This window comes from Alistipes sp. (assembly GCF_020026455.1).
Lineage (GTDB): Bacteria > Bacteroidota > Bacteroidia > Bacteroidales > Rikenellaceae > Alistipes.
Map to the genome: position 1 here is coordinate 173,020 of NZ_JAHHQJ010000001.1, position 16,554 is coordinate 189,573.

Genomic DNA, 16,554 nt, shown 5'->3' on the forward strand with positions numbered 1-16,554 from the left:
TCCGATGGGAAAACGCATGACAAGAACGATCAGGGTAGCACTCTCCGTGATGGGGAGTGCTATCTTGCTATTCTCGTGTGCGGACGGGGATGCGGACCGAAGCACGGCTTCCGAGGAGACGATGATGACCGTATATGTCGAGGATCTTTCGGTCGTGATGTCGCAAAACGGCCGCCGGTCGTACCATTTCACCGCGCCGCTGCTCGAAGGTTATTCGCTGGCCCGCGAACCCTACCGTGAATTTCGCAAGGGTCTGAAAATCACTACCTACCAGAACGATTCGCTGACTAAGGTGGACGCCGTGCTGACGGCCAACTACGGCATCTATTACGAGAACCGCGAACTGTGGGAGGCCAAGGGCAACGTCGTCGTCGAGAAATCCGACGGCAAAACCCTCTACACCCAGCAGTTGTTTTGGAATGCGCAGACCAAGAAAATCTATTCGAACGTCGATTCGAAAATCGTGCAGAACGACGGACGAGATGTCTTCATTGGCGAAGGCTTCGAATCGGACGAAGAGTTCAAGGACTGGCGTTTCCGCCGGATGAAGGGGCGCATGGAGGTCGAGATGAAGCAGAGAGCCGACTCCGCGGCCACGGATTCCACGGCCGTGCGTCCGGTTGCGGAGCCCTCCGGCCGCCGATCAGCCGCCCGGGCATCCGAATCCGGGAGACGGACTGAAGCGCCTGCGGCCGTTCCGGCGCGGGGAAGTTCCGCCGGGAGGGCTGGACAGTGGGCCGAAAATCCCGCAGGTCCCGAAGGCGCGAATCTTCGCCAGCCTCTGAAAATTTCGGGCGACCTCCGGGAGGAGCCGCGCCCGATTCCGCGGGAGGAACAGCTCTTGGCCGAACCCAACCTCAAAAACTGAATGCGATGCTTACCACCGTTGTCCTGATCGTCGTCATGTTGCTGCTGTCGGCTTTCTTCTCGGGAATGGAGATTGCCTTTACGAGCAAGAACCGTCTCAAGTTGGAACTCGACCGCAAGCAGAACCGCATGTTCGATCGCATTGCCGAGGTTTTCGCCCGCCATCCGGGCCAGTATATCACCACGATCCTCGTGGGCAACAACATCGCGCTGGTTGTCTACTCGCTGTCGATGTCGCTGTTTCTGCGCAGCATCTACGCGCTGCTGGGCTGGGAGGAGCTTGCCCGGAGCGGCTCGGTGGCTGTGGATACCGCCGTTTCGACGCTCATGATCATCTTCTTCGCCGAGTTTCTTCCCAAGTCGATTTTCCGGAACAACCCCAATTTCTATTACCGCGTGCTGGCGCCGGTGATCTATTTTTTCTACATCGTCCTCTACCCGGTGGCACGTTTCACGACGCTGCTCTCCCACGGGATTCTGTTCCTTCTGGGGCGCCGTGTCGAGGAACGGGACATCACCCCGAGTTTCGACCGCGAGGACCTCGCGGCGCTGCTCGACACGAACAGCCCCGAGCCCCATTCGGAGCCGGACAACGAGCTGAAACTCTTCCAGAACGCACTGGATTTCGCCGACCTGCGTGTCCGGGACTGCATGGTTCCGCGTGTGGACATCGAGGCCGTGGACATCGACGACACCACGATCGAGCAGCTCACGGCGCGTTTCGTCGACTCGAAATATTCGCGTATCTTCGTCTGGAGCAAGTCGATCGACAACATCGTGGGCTATGTCAATTCGAAAAGCCTCTTCACGCGGCCCCGGCAGATTGCCGACGTGATGATGGAGGTCAATTTCGTGCCCGAGACCATGCCCTTGCAGCTGATGCTGGAGAATTTCATCAAGCACCGTTCGAACATTGCCGTCGTGATCGACGAATTCGGCGGCACGGCGGGGGTCATTTCGCTCGAAGACGTCCTGGAGCAGATTTTCGGCGAGATCGAGGACGAGCACGACATCCCGGACCTGACCGAAAAGCAGGTCGGTCCCGACGAGTATGTTTTCTCGTGCCGCCTGGAGGTGAAATATCTGAATGAAAAGTACAACCTCGGTATCGAGGAGAGCAAGGAGTACGACACGCTGGCCGGTTTCATCATCTTCAATTACGAGGGCATTCCCACGGCCGGGGAGACGGTTTTCATCGGCAGTCTGCAATTGCGGATCCTCCGGACGACGCGTTCGCGCATCGAACTGGCGCGGGTGAAGAAATTGTAATGCCGGGCAGCTTCCGCCCCGTTTGGTGTAAATTCCCGTTTCGGCGGGGATCAGGGCGGTCGAGCGATCGTATATTTTTACTTTTATTCTGTTCTTTTTCCAATTAATTTTTACTATCTTTGGCTGATAATTCGAAACAATACGAATAATTAACAATTTATATGGCAAGTTTAAACACTTTACGAACCAAGTTCGGCATCGTGCTTTCGATCATCATCGCACTGGCCCTCTTGGCATTCATCCTCTCTCTGAAGACAGAAATGGGCTTCTCGGGCAACGACCCGCGTGTCGGCGTGATCGACGGCGAGAAGATCAACTATTCGGAGTACTACGACCAGTATGAGCAGATCAAGACGCAGAACAACGTGCAGGAGAGCGGCGAGCAGCAGTCGGCCATGCTGGCCAATGCCGCCTGGCAGGCGTTGATCGCCAAGCATGTGCTGACGCCCGGCTTCGACCGGATGGGCCTTTGCGTCACCGAGCCGGAGCGCCTGGCAATGGTCAGCGGCGAGCACCCCTCGCAGGCTTTCTACAACGCGTTTGCCGATCCCCGCACGGGAGAGTATAACGTTGCGGCCATCAGCCAGTTCCTCACGCAGGCCGAGACCAATCCCGAGGCGGCTCACGCCTGGGCCCAGCTCAACGAGCAGGCCCGCCTGGAGCGCGAGGTACAGAAGTATTTTGGGCTGGTGAAGGGCGGCGTTTACGTCAATTCGCTGGAGGTTGCCCGCGGAGTCGAGGCTGCCAACAAGTCTTTCTCGGGCAAGTGGGCCGGCAAGAAGTTCTCGTCCGTTCCCGATTCACTCGTCAAGATCTCGTCGGGAGACGTGAAGTCTTACTACAACAGCCATAAGAACCAGTTCAAGCAGGCTCCGTCGCGTACGATTTCGTATGTCGTGTTCGAGGTGTCCCCCACGGACGACGACCTGCTGGCCCTCGAGAAGAGTGTGGCGGAAGTCGGCCGGGAGTTCGCCGCCGCCGAGGAGGTGAAGACTTTCGTCCGCGCCAACCGCAACGGCAAGATCGCCGACAGCTACGTTTCCGCCGCACAGCTTTCCGATGAGGAGGCCAAGATGCTGATGGCGGGCGAAATGTACGGTCCCGTGCTGAAGAACAACGAGTGGACGATGGCGCGCGTGCTCGATTCGAAGATTGTTCCCGACTCGGTGGGTGTACGCCACATCGTGCTGCCCTATACGCAGGAGGCGCTTGCCGACAGCCTGCTGACGGTGCTGAAGCAGGGAGGTGATTTCGCACAGACCGCTTCGCGCTATTCGGTTTACGACGCTACGGCCGCCAACGGCGGTGATGTGGGCGTGCTGCCTTTCTCGGCCTTCTCGGGTGAGTTTGCCGCCGCTTTGGCCAACGCCAGACAGGGCGACATCGTGAAGGTCGCTTCGGGCGATGCCATCCAGCTGATGCAGGTGTACCGCGCCGACAAACCTTCGAAGCACGTGCAGGTGGCCACGATCACCTATCCCGTGGAGGCTTCGTCCGCCACGCGCCGCGACGTGCACAACCAGGCCGGTTCGTTCATGGTCAACGCCAAGGGTTCGGCCGCTGCATTCGCTGATGCCGCTTCGACGGCAGCCGTGACGCCCCGCGTGGCCGTGATCGCCCAGGGTGACCGTACGATCCGCGGCCTTGAGGATTCGCGCGAGGTGGCTCGCTGGGCCTATGGTGCCGAGGAAGGCGAACTTTCGGCGATCTTCAACGTGGGCAAGGACTACGTGATCGCTACGCTGACCGAGATTGACGACAACGAATATGCTCCGCTGGACAAGGTCTCGGCGCAGATCCGTTCGCAGCTTCTGCGCGACAAGAAATACGATTATATCGTCAAGAACCTTTCGGGCTCGACCCTCGCCGAGCAGGCTGCAAGCCTCGGCTCGGAGGTGGAAGACTTCTCCGACGTGACTTTCGGCTCGTTCTATGTAAATGGCGTGGGCATGGAGCCTCGTCTGGTCGGCTCCATCGCGTCGGCCGAGAAGGGCGCCCTGTCGGCTCCCGTGAAGGGCCTTTCGGGTGTCTATGTTTTCGAGGTTGAGGACATCAAGACCGACGAGAAGCAGACCTCCGAAGGAGAGAAGGTCCGTGCCCAGGCCATGGCCGAGGGTATGGCCCAGCAGTTCGCCGTTCCGGCTATCCAGCAGATGGCCAAGATTCAGGACCTGCGCGGCAAGTACTTCTAACCGACTGCTTTTGCTTCCGATCCCTGCGCACCCGCGGGACCGTAAGAAGGGGGGGGAGGCACTCCGGTGCCGTCCGGTGCTACAAATAGAGTTGTAACTTTTTAAGTTACAACTCTATTTGTATTTGTATATCTCGGGCAAGGCCCCGGAGCATAATGTAAACATCCCATCTGCTCCGACCTGTCGCCGACACCCGCACCGACCTGCCGCCGACATCTGCACCGACCGCCGATCCTCGCGCCGGCCATCCGGTCTTTTGCCGGGGAGCAGTGATGTGGCTATCTGCTGTGCGCGCTTTTCCGCCGGTCCGGGATCGTTGATTCGATCTCCATCCGCACCAACCTGCCGCCGACCATCCGCATACTCCATCCGAATGAGGCCGTTGACAAGGCGATTTTCCCGAGTCTGTCCCAGACTTCCCGTCGCCCTGACAGCGACGGCGACAATGGGGACTTGGGAGGTGCAACGCCCGTATGACCACGGGTTTTTCTTGAGGGAGGGTCGGATTTTGTAAGGAGGTCCGGTCCCCGGGGCGGACTGGACAGGCGAAATGAGCTTTTCATCGCACAACCTTTTTCGATGTCACCGAATCTGATGGAACCGCTACAGTCTGCACGAAGGTGCAAGTCCGATGACCCCCAATCGGATGGACCCACTGCAGTCTGCCCGAAGGCGCAGGGCCGTTGAAATCCAATCGGATGAACCCGCTGCAGTCTGCACGAAGGCGCAAGGCTGTTGAAATCCGATCGGGTGGATACCTCCGTAAAGCAATTCGACGGGGTTGCGGCTTGGTAGCGCAACTCCGTCGAATTCTGCTTGCTCAGGCCGGGGAGCCTGAAATCCATGCACAGGGCCTGTTTCAAATCTGCTGCTTATCTGCGACTGGCGCTTTCTGCAGCCCTCAGTCCTCAGCCCCCCCCCATCCCGCGAAGGCGGGAGGGGCTGCAAGGCCCCTTTGGGGCGGGTTAATACCCGAATATCTCCTCCAGCGAAACGGTCCGGATCGGCCCGAGTGTCTTGAGGTAGTTGAGGTCGAGATCCTGAATGTCGCCCAGGATGCTGTAGACGTATCTGCGGTTCTTGACCCACTTCTCCTGTGCGGCCTTCACGTCGGCAAACGTCATCGCCTGCACCTTCTCGAAAATCCGCTTGTCGCGGTCCTCCTCAAGACCCAGGTCGCGCAGCCTGAGGAAACTCCACAGCACCTGTTCCTTCACCGTGCGGTCGGTGCGCAGACGCGAGATCAAGCCCTCTTTGGCGATTTTGAATGCGGCCTCTGATTCGGGCATGTTGTTGATGATTTCGTCGAAGGCTTCAACAGCCATCCGCATCTTGTCGTTCTGTGTGGCGATGAAGGCGATGTAGCTGTAGTTCGTGTCGGCGTAGCTCGGCTGTATGATGCTGGCCTGCGCGGAGTAGGCCAGGCCGCGGGCCTCGCGCATCTCCTGGAAGACTATCGAGTTCATGCCTCCGCCGAAATATTCGTTGTAGAGCGTGATCTCGGGGTCGGCCGCGACGTCGAACTGCTTGCCGAGATTCGAATATTGCATGTAGTAGAGCTGCTTGGCTCCGTATTGTGCCATCAGCACCTTGCTTTCGTCCGTGGGCAGCATTTGCAGGTGCTTCTTCTCGAGCGGCAGAAGGGCTTCCGGCGTTTTGTGGTGCATGGCCAGCGCTTCCTTCACCTCCTGCTCCGATTGCGGGCCGTAGTACAATACCTTGTGTTGCTTGCCCATCAGATCGGCGATCTTCGCCAGCAGCATTTCGGAACTCATCGCTTCGAGTGCCGGATTGGTGAGCGTCGTGCGGCTGATGAAGTCGGGCCCGTAGACCATGTAGTTCTGCAAGGCTCCGAAACAGCGGCCCTGGTTGAGTTTTGCGTCGGCGCGGCTTTTGATCATGTCGGCCTTGAGGTTGGCGAGAATCTCCTCGTCGGGCTCGGGGTTGTTCAGCAACTCCCCGACGATTTCCATGGCCTCGGTCATATTCTCACCCAGTCCCTCGATCGTGATGCGGCACGAGGAGGCCGTTGCCTGCATCCCGAACGAACATGCTATGGCGTACATCTTCGAGGCGATCTGCTCGGCCGTCAGCGACCCGGAACCGAGATAGCCCAGGTAGTCGAAGGCCAGATTGAGCGCCGGATCGTTCTCCGTGCCCGTGTCGAACACATAGGAGAGCGTGAAGATGTCGTTCGATTCGTTTTTCTTGTAAAGGACGTCGATTCCCTTGCGGGCTTCGAATTGTGACATCTCCGTTTTGTAATCCACGAACACCGGTTCGATGGGTTTCACCACGCTGTTCTGTATTTCGCTCAGGAAGGCGCTCTGCGCATTGCGGTTGGTGGCTATGGGCGTGATCTTCGGGGCTGTGATCTTCTGCTCGCCGGGATCCTTGCCCTCGCGTTTGTAGACGATGGCGTAGCTTTCGGGTCCGAGGTACTTGTTGGCCCAGTCCACCACATCCTGCTTGGTGATCTTCTCCATGCGCTCCAGCCTGCCGACCTCGTCGGCCCACTCTCTGCCGTAGATGAACGAGTAGACGAAGAGCATGGTGCGCCGGTCGTATGCATCAGCCTCGTTCATCATCTGCATCTTGTAGTTGTTGACCGAAGCCGCGATCAGCCCTTCGTCGAAGGCTCCGGTGCGAATCTTCGCCGCTTCCTCCAGCAGCAGGTCGCGCACTTCGTCGAGCGACTGCCCGGCCTTCGGGCTTCCCGCCATGAAGAACGTGCCGTAGTCGGGCTGCGACGAGGTAAAGGCGTATGCCGAGAGCACCTTCTGCTGCTGATTCAGGTCGAGGTCGATCAGTCCGGCCTGCCCGTTGTAGAGGATCGAGCCGACGATGTCCGCCACATCGGTCGAGGGGGCCGTTGTGGCCGGCAGCCGCCAACCCAGCATGACGCGCTCGGCTTCGGGACCATAGACCTCCCTCACCACCGGGGTTGTGATCGGCTCTTCGGGTTTGAATTCCAGCTTCGGCAGGTCGGGGTTGGGCTGCATGCCGCCGAAGTACTTGTCGATCGTTGCGATCATCTCGTCGGGGTCGAAGTCCCCCGAGACGCAGACGGCCATGTTGTTGGGCACGTAGTAGGTCCTGTGGTAGTTCTTGACATTGGTGATCGACGGATTCTTGAGGCTCTCCTGCGTTCCCAGCACGGTTTGCGTGCCGTAGGGATGGTGGGGGAAGAGCGCGGCGTCCATCGCCTCCCCGATTTTGCGGTTGTCCTGCGTCAGCGACATGTTTTTCTCTTCGTAGATGGTCTCCAGCTCGGTGTGGAAACCCCGGATCACGGGATTCAGAAAGCGGTCGGCCTGAATTTTCGCCCAGTTGTCGATCTGGTTCGAAGGGATGTCTTCGACGTAAACGGTCATGTCCTGCGACGTGAAGGCATTGGTTCCATTGGCGCCGATGGCTGTCATCAGCTTGTCGTATTCGTTGGGGATTGCGATCTTCGACGCCTCGTAGCTTATCGAGTCGATGCGGTGGTAGATCGCCGCGCGCTCGGCTTCGTCCCCGGTTCTGCGGTAGATCTCGAAGAGTCGTTCGATTTCGTCGAGCAGGGGTTTCTCGGCGGCGTAGTCGGACGTTCCGAACTTTTCGGTTCCCTTGAACATCAGGTGTTCGAAGTAGTGGGCCAGTCCGGTCGTTTCGGCAGGGTCGTTCTTGCCGCCGACCCGCACGGCGATGGCCGTCTGGATGCGTGGCTGCTCCTTCATGACGCTCATGTAGACTTTCAGCCCGTTGGGAAGGGTATAAATCCGGGTTTTAAGCGGATCGCCCGACACCGTTTCGTACTTGTATCCGGAACAGGACGAAGCGAGCATCGCGAGGATGGCTGCAGTTAGCAGTAGCAATCTTTTCATGTGTGTTATGTTTTAGAAAGTGGTTAAGAACCAGTCCCGAATAGCGGGGTAGGTGTCGGCCGTGACATGGATCAGCATGCCCGCCGATGCGGCGAGCTTGACACCCGTTCCGACGACGAAGGCGAGGAACGAACCGAATCCCACGAGGAAAGCCTTCGGGACATCGTTCCTGTCGTTGATCAGTTCGCCCAGCACGGCCCCCGCGAACGGACCGAGGATGATGCCCACAGGGGGGAAGAGGAAGAACCCGGCGAAGACGCCTGCGGTGGCCCCGATGGCCCCCGAACGGGATCCTCCGAAGCGCCGTGTCATCCATGCGGGCAGGAAATAGTCGGCGGCGCTCACGGCCACGGCCACGGCGAGCCACAGCCAAATCGCCCCGGAGCTCATCTGGGAGTAGGAGGTGAACCAGGCGCATAGAAGTCCGGCGTAGCTCAGTACCACGCCCGGCAGGGCCGGTACGATGCAGCCGATGATGCCCAGTATCGAGAGCACGAAAGCTGCTATGGAGAGGGTTATGTCCATCGAAGCGAGTTTTACCCTGCGGCGGCGGATCCGGGCGGCGATCCGGGCGAATCTGTCCGGACCGGCCGGGGGCTCGGCCTTTGCAGAGGGATTATCTACGGCAAAGATAACGGATTAAACGAAAAAATCTCCCTTTTCGGGGAGATTTTGTGTCGTGACGGTCTGCCGCCGCACCTCTTTGTATCACTGCGTCGCTAAGCCGCATTACTGTGCTTCTCGCACCTCCTTGCTGCTGCGCCAGGGTTCCTGTGCGCCGGGCCGCTGTGCTATTGCTCTGCCGGCCATGCGCGCCGCGCCTCTCTGCGCCGCCGCTCTGCCGGGGGATTATTCCACGAGCCGGTTGGTCGCCGTGTCGGGGAAGATGATCCACGGGCGGAATTGCTTGGCGTCCTCGAAATCCATCAGCGCATAGGATGCGATGATGATTACGTCGCCCACCTGCACCTTGCGTGCCGCGGCGCCGTTCAGACACACGCAGCCGCTGCCGCGCTCGCCCTTGATCGTGTAGGTTTCGAAACGCTCTCCGTTGTTGATGTCCATGATCTGGACCTTCTCGCCTTCGATCACATTGGCCGCTTCCATGAGCGCCTCGTCGATGGTGATGCTTCCCACGTAGTTCAGGTCGGCCTGTGTGACCGTTACGCGGTGAATCTTCGATTTGATGACTTCAATCTGGAATTTCATGGTCGAATACGGATATTATCGATTAAACGGATCTCCCCGGCCTGTACGGCGATGCAACCCTGTATGCGTTCCGAGTCGCTCCATGCGGCTACCTCCTGCATCGTCAGCGCGTCGACCGACTGGTAGTAGATGACCTTGAGCAGCGGGTTGCGCTCCACTTCGGTCGTGACCCAGGCCTTCAGCTCGGCAGGGGCCATTTCGTGTGCCTTCTCCACGGCCTTGCGCAGCGTGGCGTAGATGTGCGGCGCAGCGGCGCGGTGCGCCTCGTCGAGCAGCGTGTTGCGCGACGAGAGGGCCAATCCGTCCTCTCCGCGGACGATGGCGCATTCGACGATCTCCACCGGCAGCTTCAACTGAGCCACCATCGCCTTGATCACGGCGATCTGCTGGAAATCCTTCTCTCCGAAGTAGGCGCGTGCCGGGCGCACGATATCGAACAGGCGGCTGACGACCTGCGCCACGCCGTTGAAGTGTCCGGGACGCGTTGCGCCCTCCATCACCTTGTCGATCTGTCCGAAGTCGAAAATCCGGGTGTCTTCTTCGGGATATATCTCTTCGACCGAAGGCATCAGCACAAAATCCGCTCCGGCCTCTTCCAGCAGCTGCCGGTCGGCCTCCGGGGTGCGGGGATAGTGCCGCAGGTCATTCTTGTCGTTGAATTGCGTGGGGTTCACGAAGACGCTCACGACGACCGTGTCGTTCTCCCTGCGGGCACGCTCCACGAGCGAGCGGTGCCCTGCATGCAGGGCGCCCATCGTGGGTACGAAGCCGATTCCCGACTGTTCCGTCCGGTCCAGTTCGGCGCGGAGTTCCTTGACGCTTGTAAATACTTTCATCTCTTTTTTGAAACGAGTTGCGGGGCAAAGGTAGAAAAGATAATTAAGATTGGAAAGTGAAAAATGAAAAATTATGAAAGCTCCGCAGGCTATTCCGAAAGGTTTGTGCTATCTTTGTAAGCGATATGGACTGTTGGGCGTGCCTGCATCCTGACCGGTAACGGCCGTTTTTGCCGGAAACCCGCCGCCGTCCGGATCGGACTCCGAATCGGGGCGCATGCTCCGGCTGCCAGATCCCTGCCAGCACGGCCCGGACCCGCACTCGGGCGAGCCGCCCGGCGGCAGGACCTTCGCAACGTCCGCTTTCCTGCGCTGCGATGCGGCTCCGCGGTCCGATTTGCACCGTTTTTGACGAATTAATTTTATACTATTATGAAAAGGCCTTTAATCCTTGCATCCATGACATTTCCCATTTTCGCACTGACCTCGTGCGGCAACGGCCCCGGCGGCGAGGCGCCGTGGATCGTCGACCGTTTCGACGACATCAAGGTCATCCGTTACGAAGTTCCCGGCTTCGAGAGCCTGCCGCTCGAAGAGAAGGAGCTGATCTATTACCTTTCCGAGGCTGCCAAATGCGGCCGCGATATTCTTTTCGACCAGAACTGCCCGGCAAATCTTCCCGTGCGCCGTACGCTGGAGACGGTTTACGAGCACTATAAGGGCGACCGCACGACCTCCGAGTGGAAGGCGTTGGAGAAATACCTCAAGAAGGTGTGGTTCGCCAACGGCATCCACCACCACTATTCGAACGACAAGTTCGTGCCCGAATTCAGCGAAGGCTACCTGCTTGACGTCATCGAGACGATCCCCGAGGATAAGTTCGGTCCACTGAATTCGCTGCGCGGCGACGTCTGCCGGGCGATCTTCGATCCGGCGCTCTACCCGACGAAGCTCAATCAGAAGGCGGGTGACGACCTGCTGCTCACCTCGTCGAGCAACTACTACCGCAACGTGAGCCAGGCCGAGGCCGAGCGCTTCTATGGCGACATGGCGGCCGCCGATGCGGGCAATCCCGAGCCGGCCTCCTACGGCCTGAACTCGCAGCTGGTGAAGGATGAGACGGGACGCATCTTCGAGCGGGTCTGGAAGCTGGGCGGCATGTACTCGCCGGCCATCGAGCGCATCGTCTACTGGCTCGAAAAGGCCCGGGACGTGGCCTCCGAACTGCAGAAGACCAACATCGGGGCGCTGGTCGACTATTACAGGACGGGCGATCTGAAAGCGTTCGACCGCTATAACATCGGTTGGGTGAAGGATACGGTTTCGAACGTCGATTTCGTCAACGGCTTCATCGAGGACTACGGCGATCCGCTGGGGCGCAAGGCTTCGTGGGAGGCCAACGTCAACTTCATGGACAAGGAGGCTTGCCACCGTACGGAGGTGATCTCCGACAATGCGCAGTGGTTCGAAGACCATTCGCCCGTGGCCGAATCCTTCCGCAAGCCGGTCGTGAAGGGAGTATCGGCCAAGGTCATCACCGTGGCGATGCTCGGCGGCGACTGCTATCCCGCGACGCCCATCGGCATCAACCTGCCCAATGCCGACTGGATCCGCAAGGAATACGGCTCGAAATCGGTCACCATCGACAACATCACCTGTGCCTACGACATGGCCGCCCACGGCAACGGTTTCAACGAGGAGTTCGTGCTCCGCGCCGAGGACCGCGAGCGGATGGACCGCTACGGCAAGCTGGCCGACGACCTGCACACCGATCTGCACGAGTGCCTGGGGCACGGCTCGGGACAACTGGCTCCCGGGGTCAAGGGCGGTGAGCTGAAGAGCTACGGCTCGACGCTCGAAGAGGCCCGGGCCGACCTGTTCGGGCTTTACTACCTGGGCGATCCGAAACTGGTCGAACTGGGGCTGACACCCTCATTCGACGTTGCCAAGGCGGGTTATGCCAAGTATGTCCTCAACGGCATGATGACCCAGCTGGCGCGCATCGAGCCGGGCAAAAACGTCGAGGAGTCGCACATGCGCAACCGCAAGCTGATCTGCGAGTGGTGCTACGAGCGCGGCAAGGCCGACAAGGTGATCGAACTGGTGAAGGAGAACGGCAAGACCTACGCCGTGGTCAACGACTTCGGCAAACTGCGCGAGCTGTTCGGGCAGATGCTCCGCGAGGTGCAGCGCATCAAGTCCGAGGGTGACTACGAAGCCGGCAAGGCGCTGGTCGAGCAGTATGCCATCACGGTCGATCCCGAGTTGCATCGTGAGGTCCGCGACCGCTACCAGGCGCTCCACATCGAGCCCTACGGCGGTTTTGTCAATCCCGAATACGAACTGGTGGAGCAGGACGGCAAGGTCGTCGACGTGAAGATCTCCTATCCGGCCGACTACGTGGCCCAGATGCTCGGCTATGCGAAGAATTATTCGTTCCTGCCCAATGTCAATTAGCGCTTGATTTTCGCGGGCATCCTGCCCCTGTCTTGTCCGGCCCGGACGGGAGATACGCCATCGTATTCCCCGCTCCGGGCCGGATTGCGTCGGGGCTTTGTCTGCTGCAATAACCTGCAATCATCTGCGACGTCCTGTGCCCCGCTCCGCCACTCGTTCCGCCCGCTGCCGTCCGCCCGGCTTGCTCCTGCTCGCCGCCTTCCGCGCACGTCCTGCCCGGTGCCGCTTGGCGGTGCCGGAAAAAACGCCTTAAGTGCTAAATTTCCGTGCTCGTTGGCTAAATTCCCTGCAATCTGTTTGCAGATGTCGGGATATTTTGCGAATATTGCATTCGGGTTGTGCATGTGAAAATTGGACACCAACGGACTGGATGCCTTAATGTGTTGATATTAAGCTATATGATGGTTTTTTGCCCGTCGCGCGTCGTCTGTTGCTTCCGTTTCGCCAACGGGTTCTCCTGCAAAAAGTGGGACTCCCGGGCACGACCGCCAGTATGATATGAAATTTTTGCATTCCACATTCCGTATTTCAAAAAAATGTAAAACCCGATGACGGATAAATTACGTTCCCCCCTCCGCTGGGTCCCGAGTTTGTATTTCGCTATGGGCCTGCCGTTTGTCGTTCTGAATATGGTCTCCGCGGTCCTGTACAAGGATCTGGGCATTTCGGACGCTCAGATCGCATTCTGGACCTCTTTGATCATGTGGCCCTGGACAATCAAGTTCCTGTGGAGCCCTTTTCTGGAACTTTACCGCACAAAGAAATTCTGGGTCGTGGGGACCCAGTTGCTGAGCGGCATCCTGTTCGGCGTTGCGGCGCTGTCGCTGCACCTGCCGATCTTCTTCGCCGTTAGTGTTGCGGTCTTTGCCGTTGTCGCTTTCAGCGGGGCTACGCACGACATCGCGGCCGACGGTGTCTACATGTCGGAACTCTCGCCCGCCTCCCAGGCGAAATATATCGGTTGGCAGGGTGCGTTCTACAATCTTGCGAAACTGGTCGCCACGGGCGGCCTGGTGTGGTTTGCCGGGTGGCTCTGGGAGGGCTTCACGGCGGACGGTGCGGCTGCTTACGACGCCTCCGTGCGTGCGTGGACGGTCGTCCTGTCGATCCTGTGCGCCACGCTCATCGCTTTGGGGCTTTACCATAGCCGGGCGCTTCCTTCGGAGGGCTCCGCAGCCGGAGGTCACTCGCTGCGGGAGGGCCTTTCGGGTCTGCGCGAGGTCATCGGAGCGTTTTTCACGAAGAAACATATCTGGTATTATATCGCCTTCATCATCCTCTACCGCCTGGGCGAGGGCTTCGTGATGAAGATCGTGCCGCTGTTCCTTAAGGCCGACACGGCCTCGGGCGGTCTGGGGCTCACGAACCAGCAAATCGGACTTTACTACGGTACGTTCGGTGCGGGGGCCTTCCTGCTGGGATCGCTCCTGGCGGGCTACTACATCGCCCGTCGGGGCCTGCGGCGCACGCTTTTCACCTTGTGCTGCATCTTCAACCTTCCGTTCGCGGTTTACGCACTGCTGGCCTGGTTCCAGCCTTCGAACATGTGGCTCGTGGGCGGCGGCATCGTCGTGGAGTACTTCGGCTACGGCTTCGGCTTCGTGGGCCTTACGCTGTTCATGATGCAGCAGGTGGCCCCGGGACCTCACCAGATGGCACACTACGCCTTCGCTTCGGGCATCATGAACCTCTCGGTGATGGTGACAGGCATGGCTTCGGGTTTCTTGAGCGATCTGATGAGCTACCGGATCTTCTTCATCGCGGTCATGCTGGCCACCGTTCCGGCGTTTGTGATCACCAAGCTGGTGCCCTTTACCTATGACGACCGCAAACCCAACGACGTCCAATAAGTGAACGCCATGTTTCTGCAACGTATTTCGGTCCTTTTCCTGCTGACAGTTTGCGGCATGTCCTGCTGCCGGACGCCGGATTTGCCGGCTGTGATCCCCTGTCCGGTGTCGGTGGAGCCCGGTTCCGGGACGCTCGACCTGACCACGCCGCTGACCCTTGCCGCCGACCTTCCGGATTCCGTGGCGCGCCCCCTCTCGGACTTTCTGCTGGCCTCGCCGCTTCCGCTTCGGACCGACGCGGACGATTCTCGGACACATTACCTCCGGTTAAGCCTCGGGGATGCCGCGACGCTTCCCGCCTCGGAGGAGGGCTATTGCCTGACGGTCGGTTCGTCGGGTGTCGATCTGCGCTCCCGGGGTGTTCCCGGACTGTTCTACGGTCTCCAGACCCTTCTGCAGCTGCAGCATCAATACGGGGAGCGTCTCCCGGGGCTGCAGATAACCGATGAACCCCGTTTTTCATGGCGGGGACTACACCTGGACGTTTCGCGCCATTTCTTCGACAAGGAGTTTGTCAAAAAGCAGCTCCGGATGATGGCCTCCCTGAAACTCAACCGCCTGCATTGGCATCTGACCGACGGAGCCGGATGGCGTGTGGAGATCGACCGTTATCCGCTGCTTACCCAGGTCGCGGCGTGGCGTCATGGCGCGACCTGGCGCGAGTGGCGCAATCAGGGCGGGCGTTATTGCCGTTTCGACGATCCGAATGCTTCGGGAGGCTATTATACGAAGTCCGACATCCGCGAAGTCCTCGCCTGCGCCGATTCGCTGCATATCACGGTTGTCCCCGAGATCGAGCTGCCGGCCCATTCGGAGGAGGTGCTGGCAGTCTATCCGGAGTTGTCCTGCCCGGGGCATCCCGCTGCGAACGGCGATTTCTGTATCGGCAACGAGCAGACGTTCGAGTTTCTCGAAAACGTGCTGACCGAGGTGATGGAACTCTTCCCTTCGGAATACATCCATATCGGGGGCGACGAGGCTTCGAAACAGGCGTGGGCCACCTGCCCGAAGTGCAGGTGGCGCATGAAGCGCGAAGGGCTGCGGACGCTCGACGAATTGCAGTCCTATGCCGTGGGGCGTATCGATCGTTTTCTGAATGCGCACGGGCGCAAATTGATCGGATGGGACGAGATTCTCGACGGGGGGCTGACCCCCGGGGCCGCCGTCATGTCGTGGCGCGGCGAGGAGGGCGGCCGCCGAGCTGCAGCCTTGGGACATCCGGTGGTGATGACGCCGGGGGCCTATTGCTATTTTGACGGTTATCAGGATAACCCGATGACCGAGCCGCAGGCCTTCTCGGGCTACCTTCCCCTGTCGAAAGTCTATGGCTACGATCCCGCTCCGGCCGATATGCCGGGCCGTGAATTGGTGCTGGGCGTGCAGGCAAATCTCTGGACCGAGTATATCTCCACCCCGGAGCAGGCCGAATACATGCTTTACCCGCGCCTGTATGCCCTGGCGGAGGTCGCCTGGAGCCCTGCCGGGAGCCGGAATTACCCGGATTTCCACCGACGGGCCCTGATCCGCAACGCGTCGGCCCGCCAGCGAGGATACCATACGTTCGACCTGACCTCCGAATTCGGCGAGCGCCCGGAAGCGTCAGCTCCGGCCCGACACCTGGCCGTCGGCTGTCGGGTTGCCTATGCCACCCCCTGGCATGCCTCCTACCCGGCTGACGGGGCGGCGGCGCTTGTCGACGGCGTGCGCGGCTCCTGGAGCTACAAGGAGCGCTGGCAGGGATTTCTGGAGAGCGACATGGAGCTGACGCTCGACCTGGGATCGGTCCGTCCGATCCGGTCGGTCGTGGCCGACTTCATCCAGTGGCATTCGGCGTGGATCTGGCTGCCTTCGCGGGTGGAGATCGAGATTTCGGACGACGGGCAGACCTTCCGCAGCCTGTGCACGGTCGGGAACGACTACCCGGAAGAGGCCGAGCGTCCCGAATACCGTGCTTTCGGCTGGCAGGGCTCGGCCGAGACCCGTTACGTCCGCTACCGGGCCGTATCCAACGGTCGGCCGGGAAGCTGGCTTTTTACCGATGAAATTATTATCAACTAAATTTACCGAT

Annotated in this window: 10 protein-coding genes; 6 read left to right on the forward strand and 4 right to left on the reverse strand. The window is 59.7% G+C overall.

Annotated elements, in window-relative coordinates:
* Positions 1-16: 16 nt before the first annotated feature.
* From lptC to QZ460_RS00685, 3 genes are all read left to right on the forward strand, one after another.
* Positions 17-868, forward strand: coding sequence for an LPS export ABC transporter periplasmic protein LptC (gene lptC, locus QZ460_RS00675; protein ID WP_290539658.1), 852 nt, complete (start codon positions 17-19; stop codon positions 866-868).
* A 5-nt stretch (positions 869-873) separates the two neighbouring features.
* The gene (locus tag QZ460_RS00680; protein WP_290539659.1) at positions 874-2,136 is read left to right on the forward strand and encodes a hemolysin family protein; all 1,263 of its coding nucleotides are present in this window, start codon (positions 874-876) and stop codon (positions 2,134-2,136) included.
* A 161-nt stretch (positions 2,137-2,297) separates the two neighbouring features.
* Positions 2,298-4,328 carry a peptidylprolyl isomerase gene (locus QZ460_RS00685; RefSeq protein ID WP_290539660.1) on the forward strand — a complete coding sequence of 677 codons (2,031 nt, stop codon included), beginning with the start codon at positions 2,298-2,300 and terminating at the stop codon, positions 4,326-4,328.
* 965 nt (positions 4,329-5,293) lie between these two features.
* Here QZ460_RS00685 and QZ460_RS00690 read toward each other — a convergent pair.
* The 4 genes from QZ460_RS00690 to panC all read right to left on the reverse strand — a co-directional run bounded on the left by QZ460_RS00690 (position 5,294) and on the right by panC (position 10,239).
* On the reverse strand, positions 5,294-8,194 hold the full coding sequence (locus QZ460_RS00690; protein ID WP_290539661.1) for an insulinase family protein: 2,901 nt from the start codon (positions 8,192-8,194) through the stop codon (positions 5,294-5,296).
* A gap of 12 nt (positions 8,195-8,206) precedes the next feature.
* Positions 8,207-8,719 (reverse strand): DUF456 domain-containing protein, encoded by a 513-nt coding sequence (locus tag QZ460_RS00695; protein ID WP_290539662.1) that lies wholly within the window; start codon positions 8,717-8,719, stop codon positions 8,207-8,209.
* Positions 8,720-9,043: 324 nt separating this feature from the next.
* Positions 9,044-9,403, reverse strand: coding sequence for an aspartate 1-decarboxylase (panD, locus tag QZ460_RS00700; RefSeq protein WP_290539663.1), 360 nt, complete (start codon positions 9,401-9,403; stop codon positions 9,044-9,046).
* Positions 9,400-10,239: a pantoate--beta-alanine ligase gene (gene panC, locus QZ460_RS00705; protein ID WP_290539664.1), complete on the reverse strand. Its 840-nt coding sequence runs from the start codon at positions 10,237-10,239 to the stop codon at positions 9,400-9,402. Before panC ends, panD begins: the two co-directional genes overlap by 4 nt.
* A 399-nt stretch (positions 10,240-10,638) precedes the next feature.
* Between panC and QZ460_RS00710 the strand changes: the two genes are divergently transcribed.
* The 3 genes from QZ460_RS00710 (at position 10,639) to QZ460_RS00720 (ending at position 16,544) form a co-directional block, all read left to right on the forward strand.
* Entirely contained in the window at positions 10,639-12,636 is a 1,998-nt protein-coding gene (locus tag QZ460_RS00710) for a dihydrofolate reductase (RefSeq protein WP_290539665.1), read from the forward strand.
* 548 nt (positions 12,637-13,184) lie between these two features.
* Entirely contained in the window at positions 13,185-14,486 is a 1,302-nt protein-coding gene (locus QZ460_RS00715) for an MFS transporter (protein ID WP_290539666.1), read from the forward strand.
* A gap of 9 nt (positions 14,487-14,495) precedes the next feature.
* Positions 14,496-16,544, forward strand: coding sequence for a family 20 glycosylhydrolase (locus QZ460_RS00720; RefSeq protein WP_290539667.1), 2,049 nt, complete (start codon positions 14,496-14,498; stop codon positions 16,542-16,544).
* The last annotated feature ends 10 nt before the right edge of the window (positions 16,545-16,554 follow it).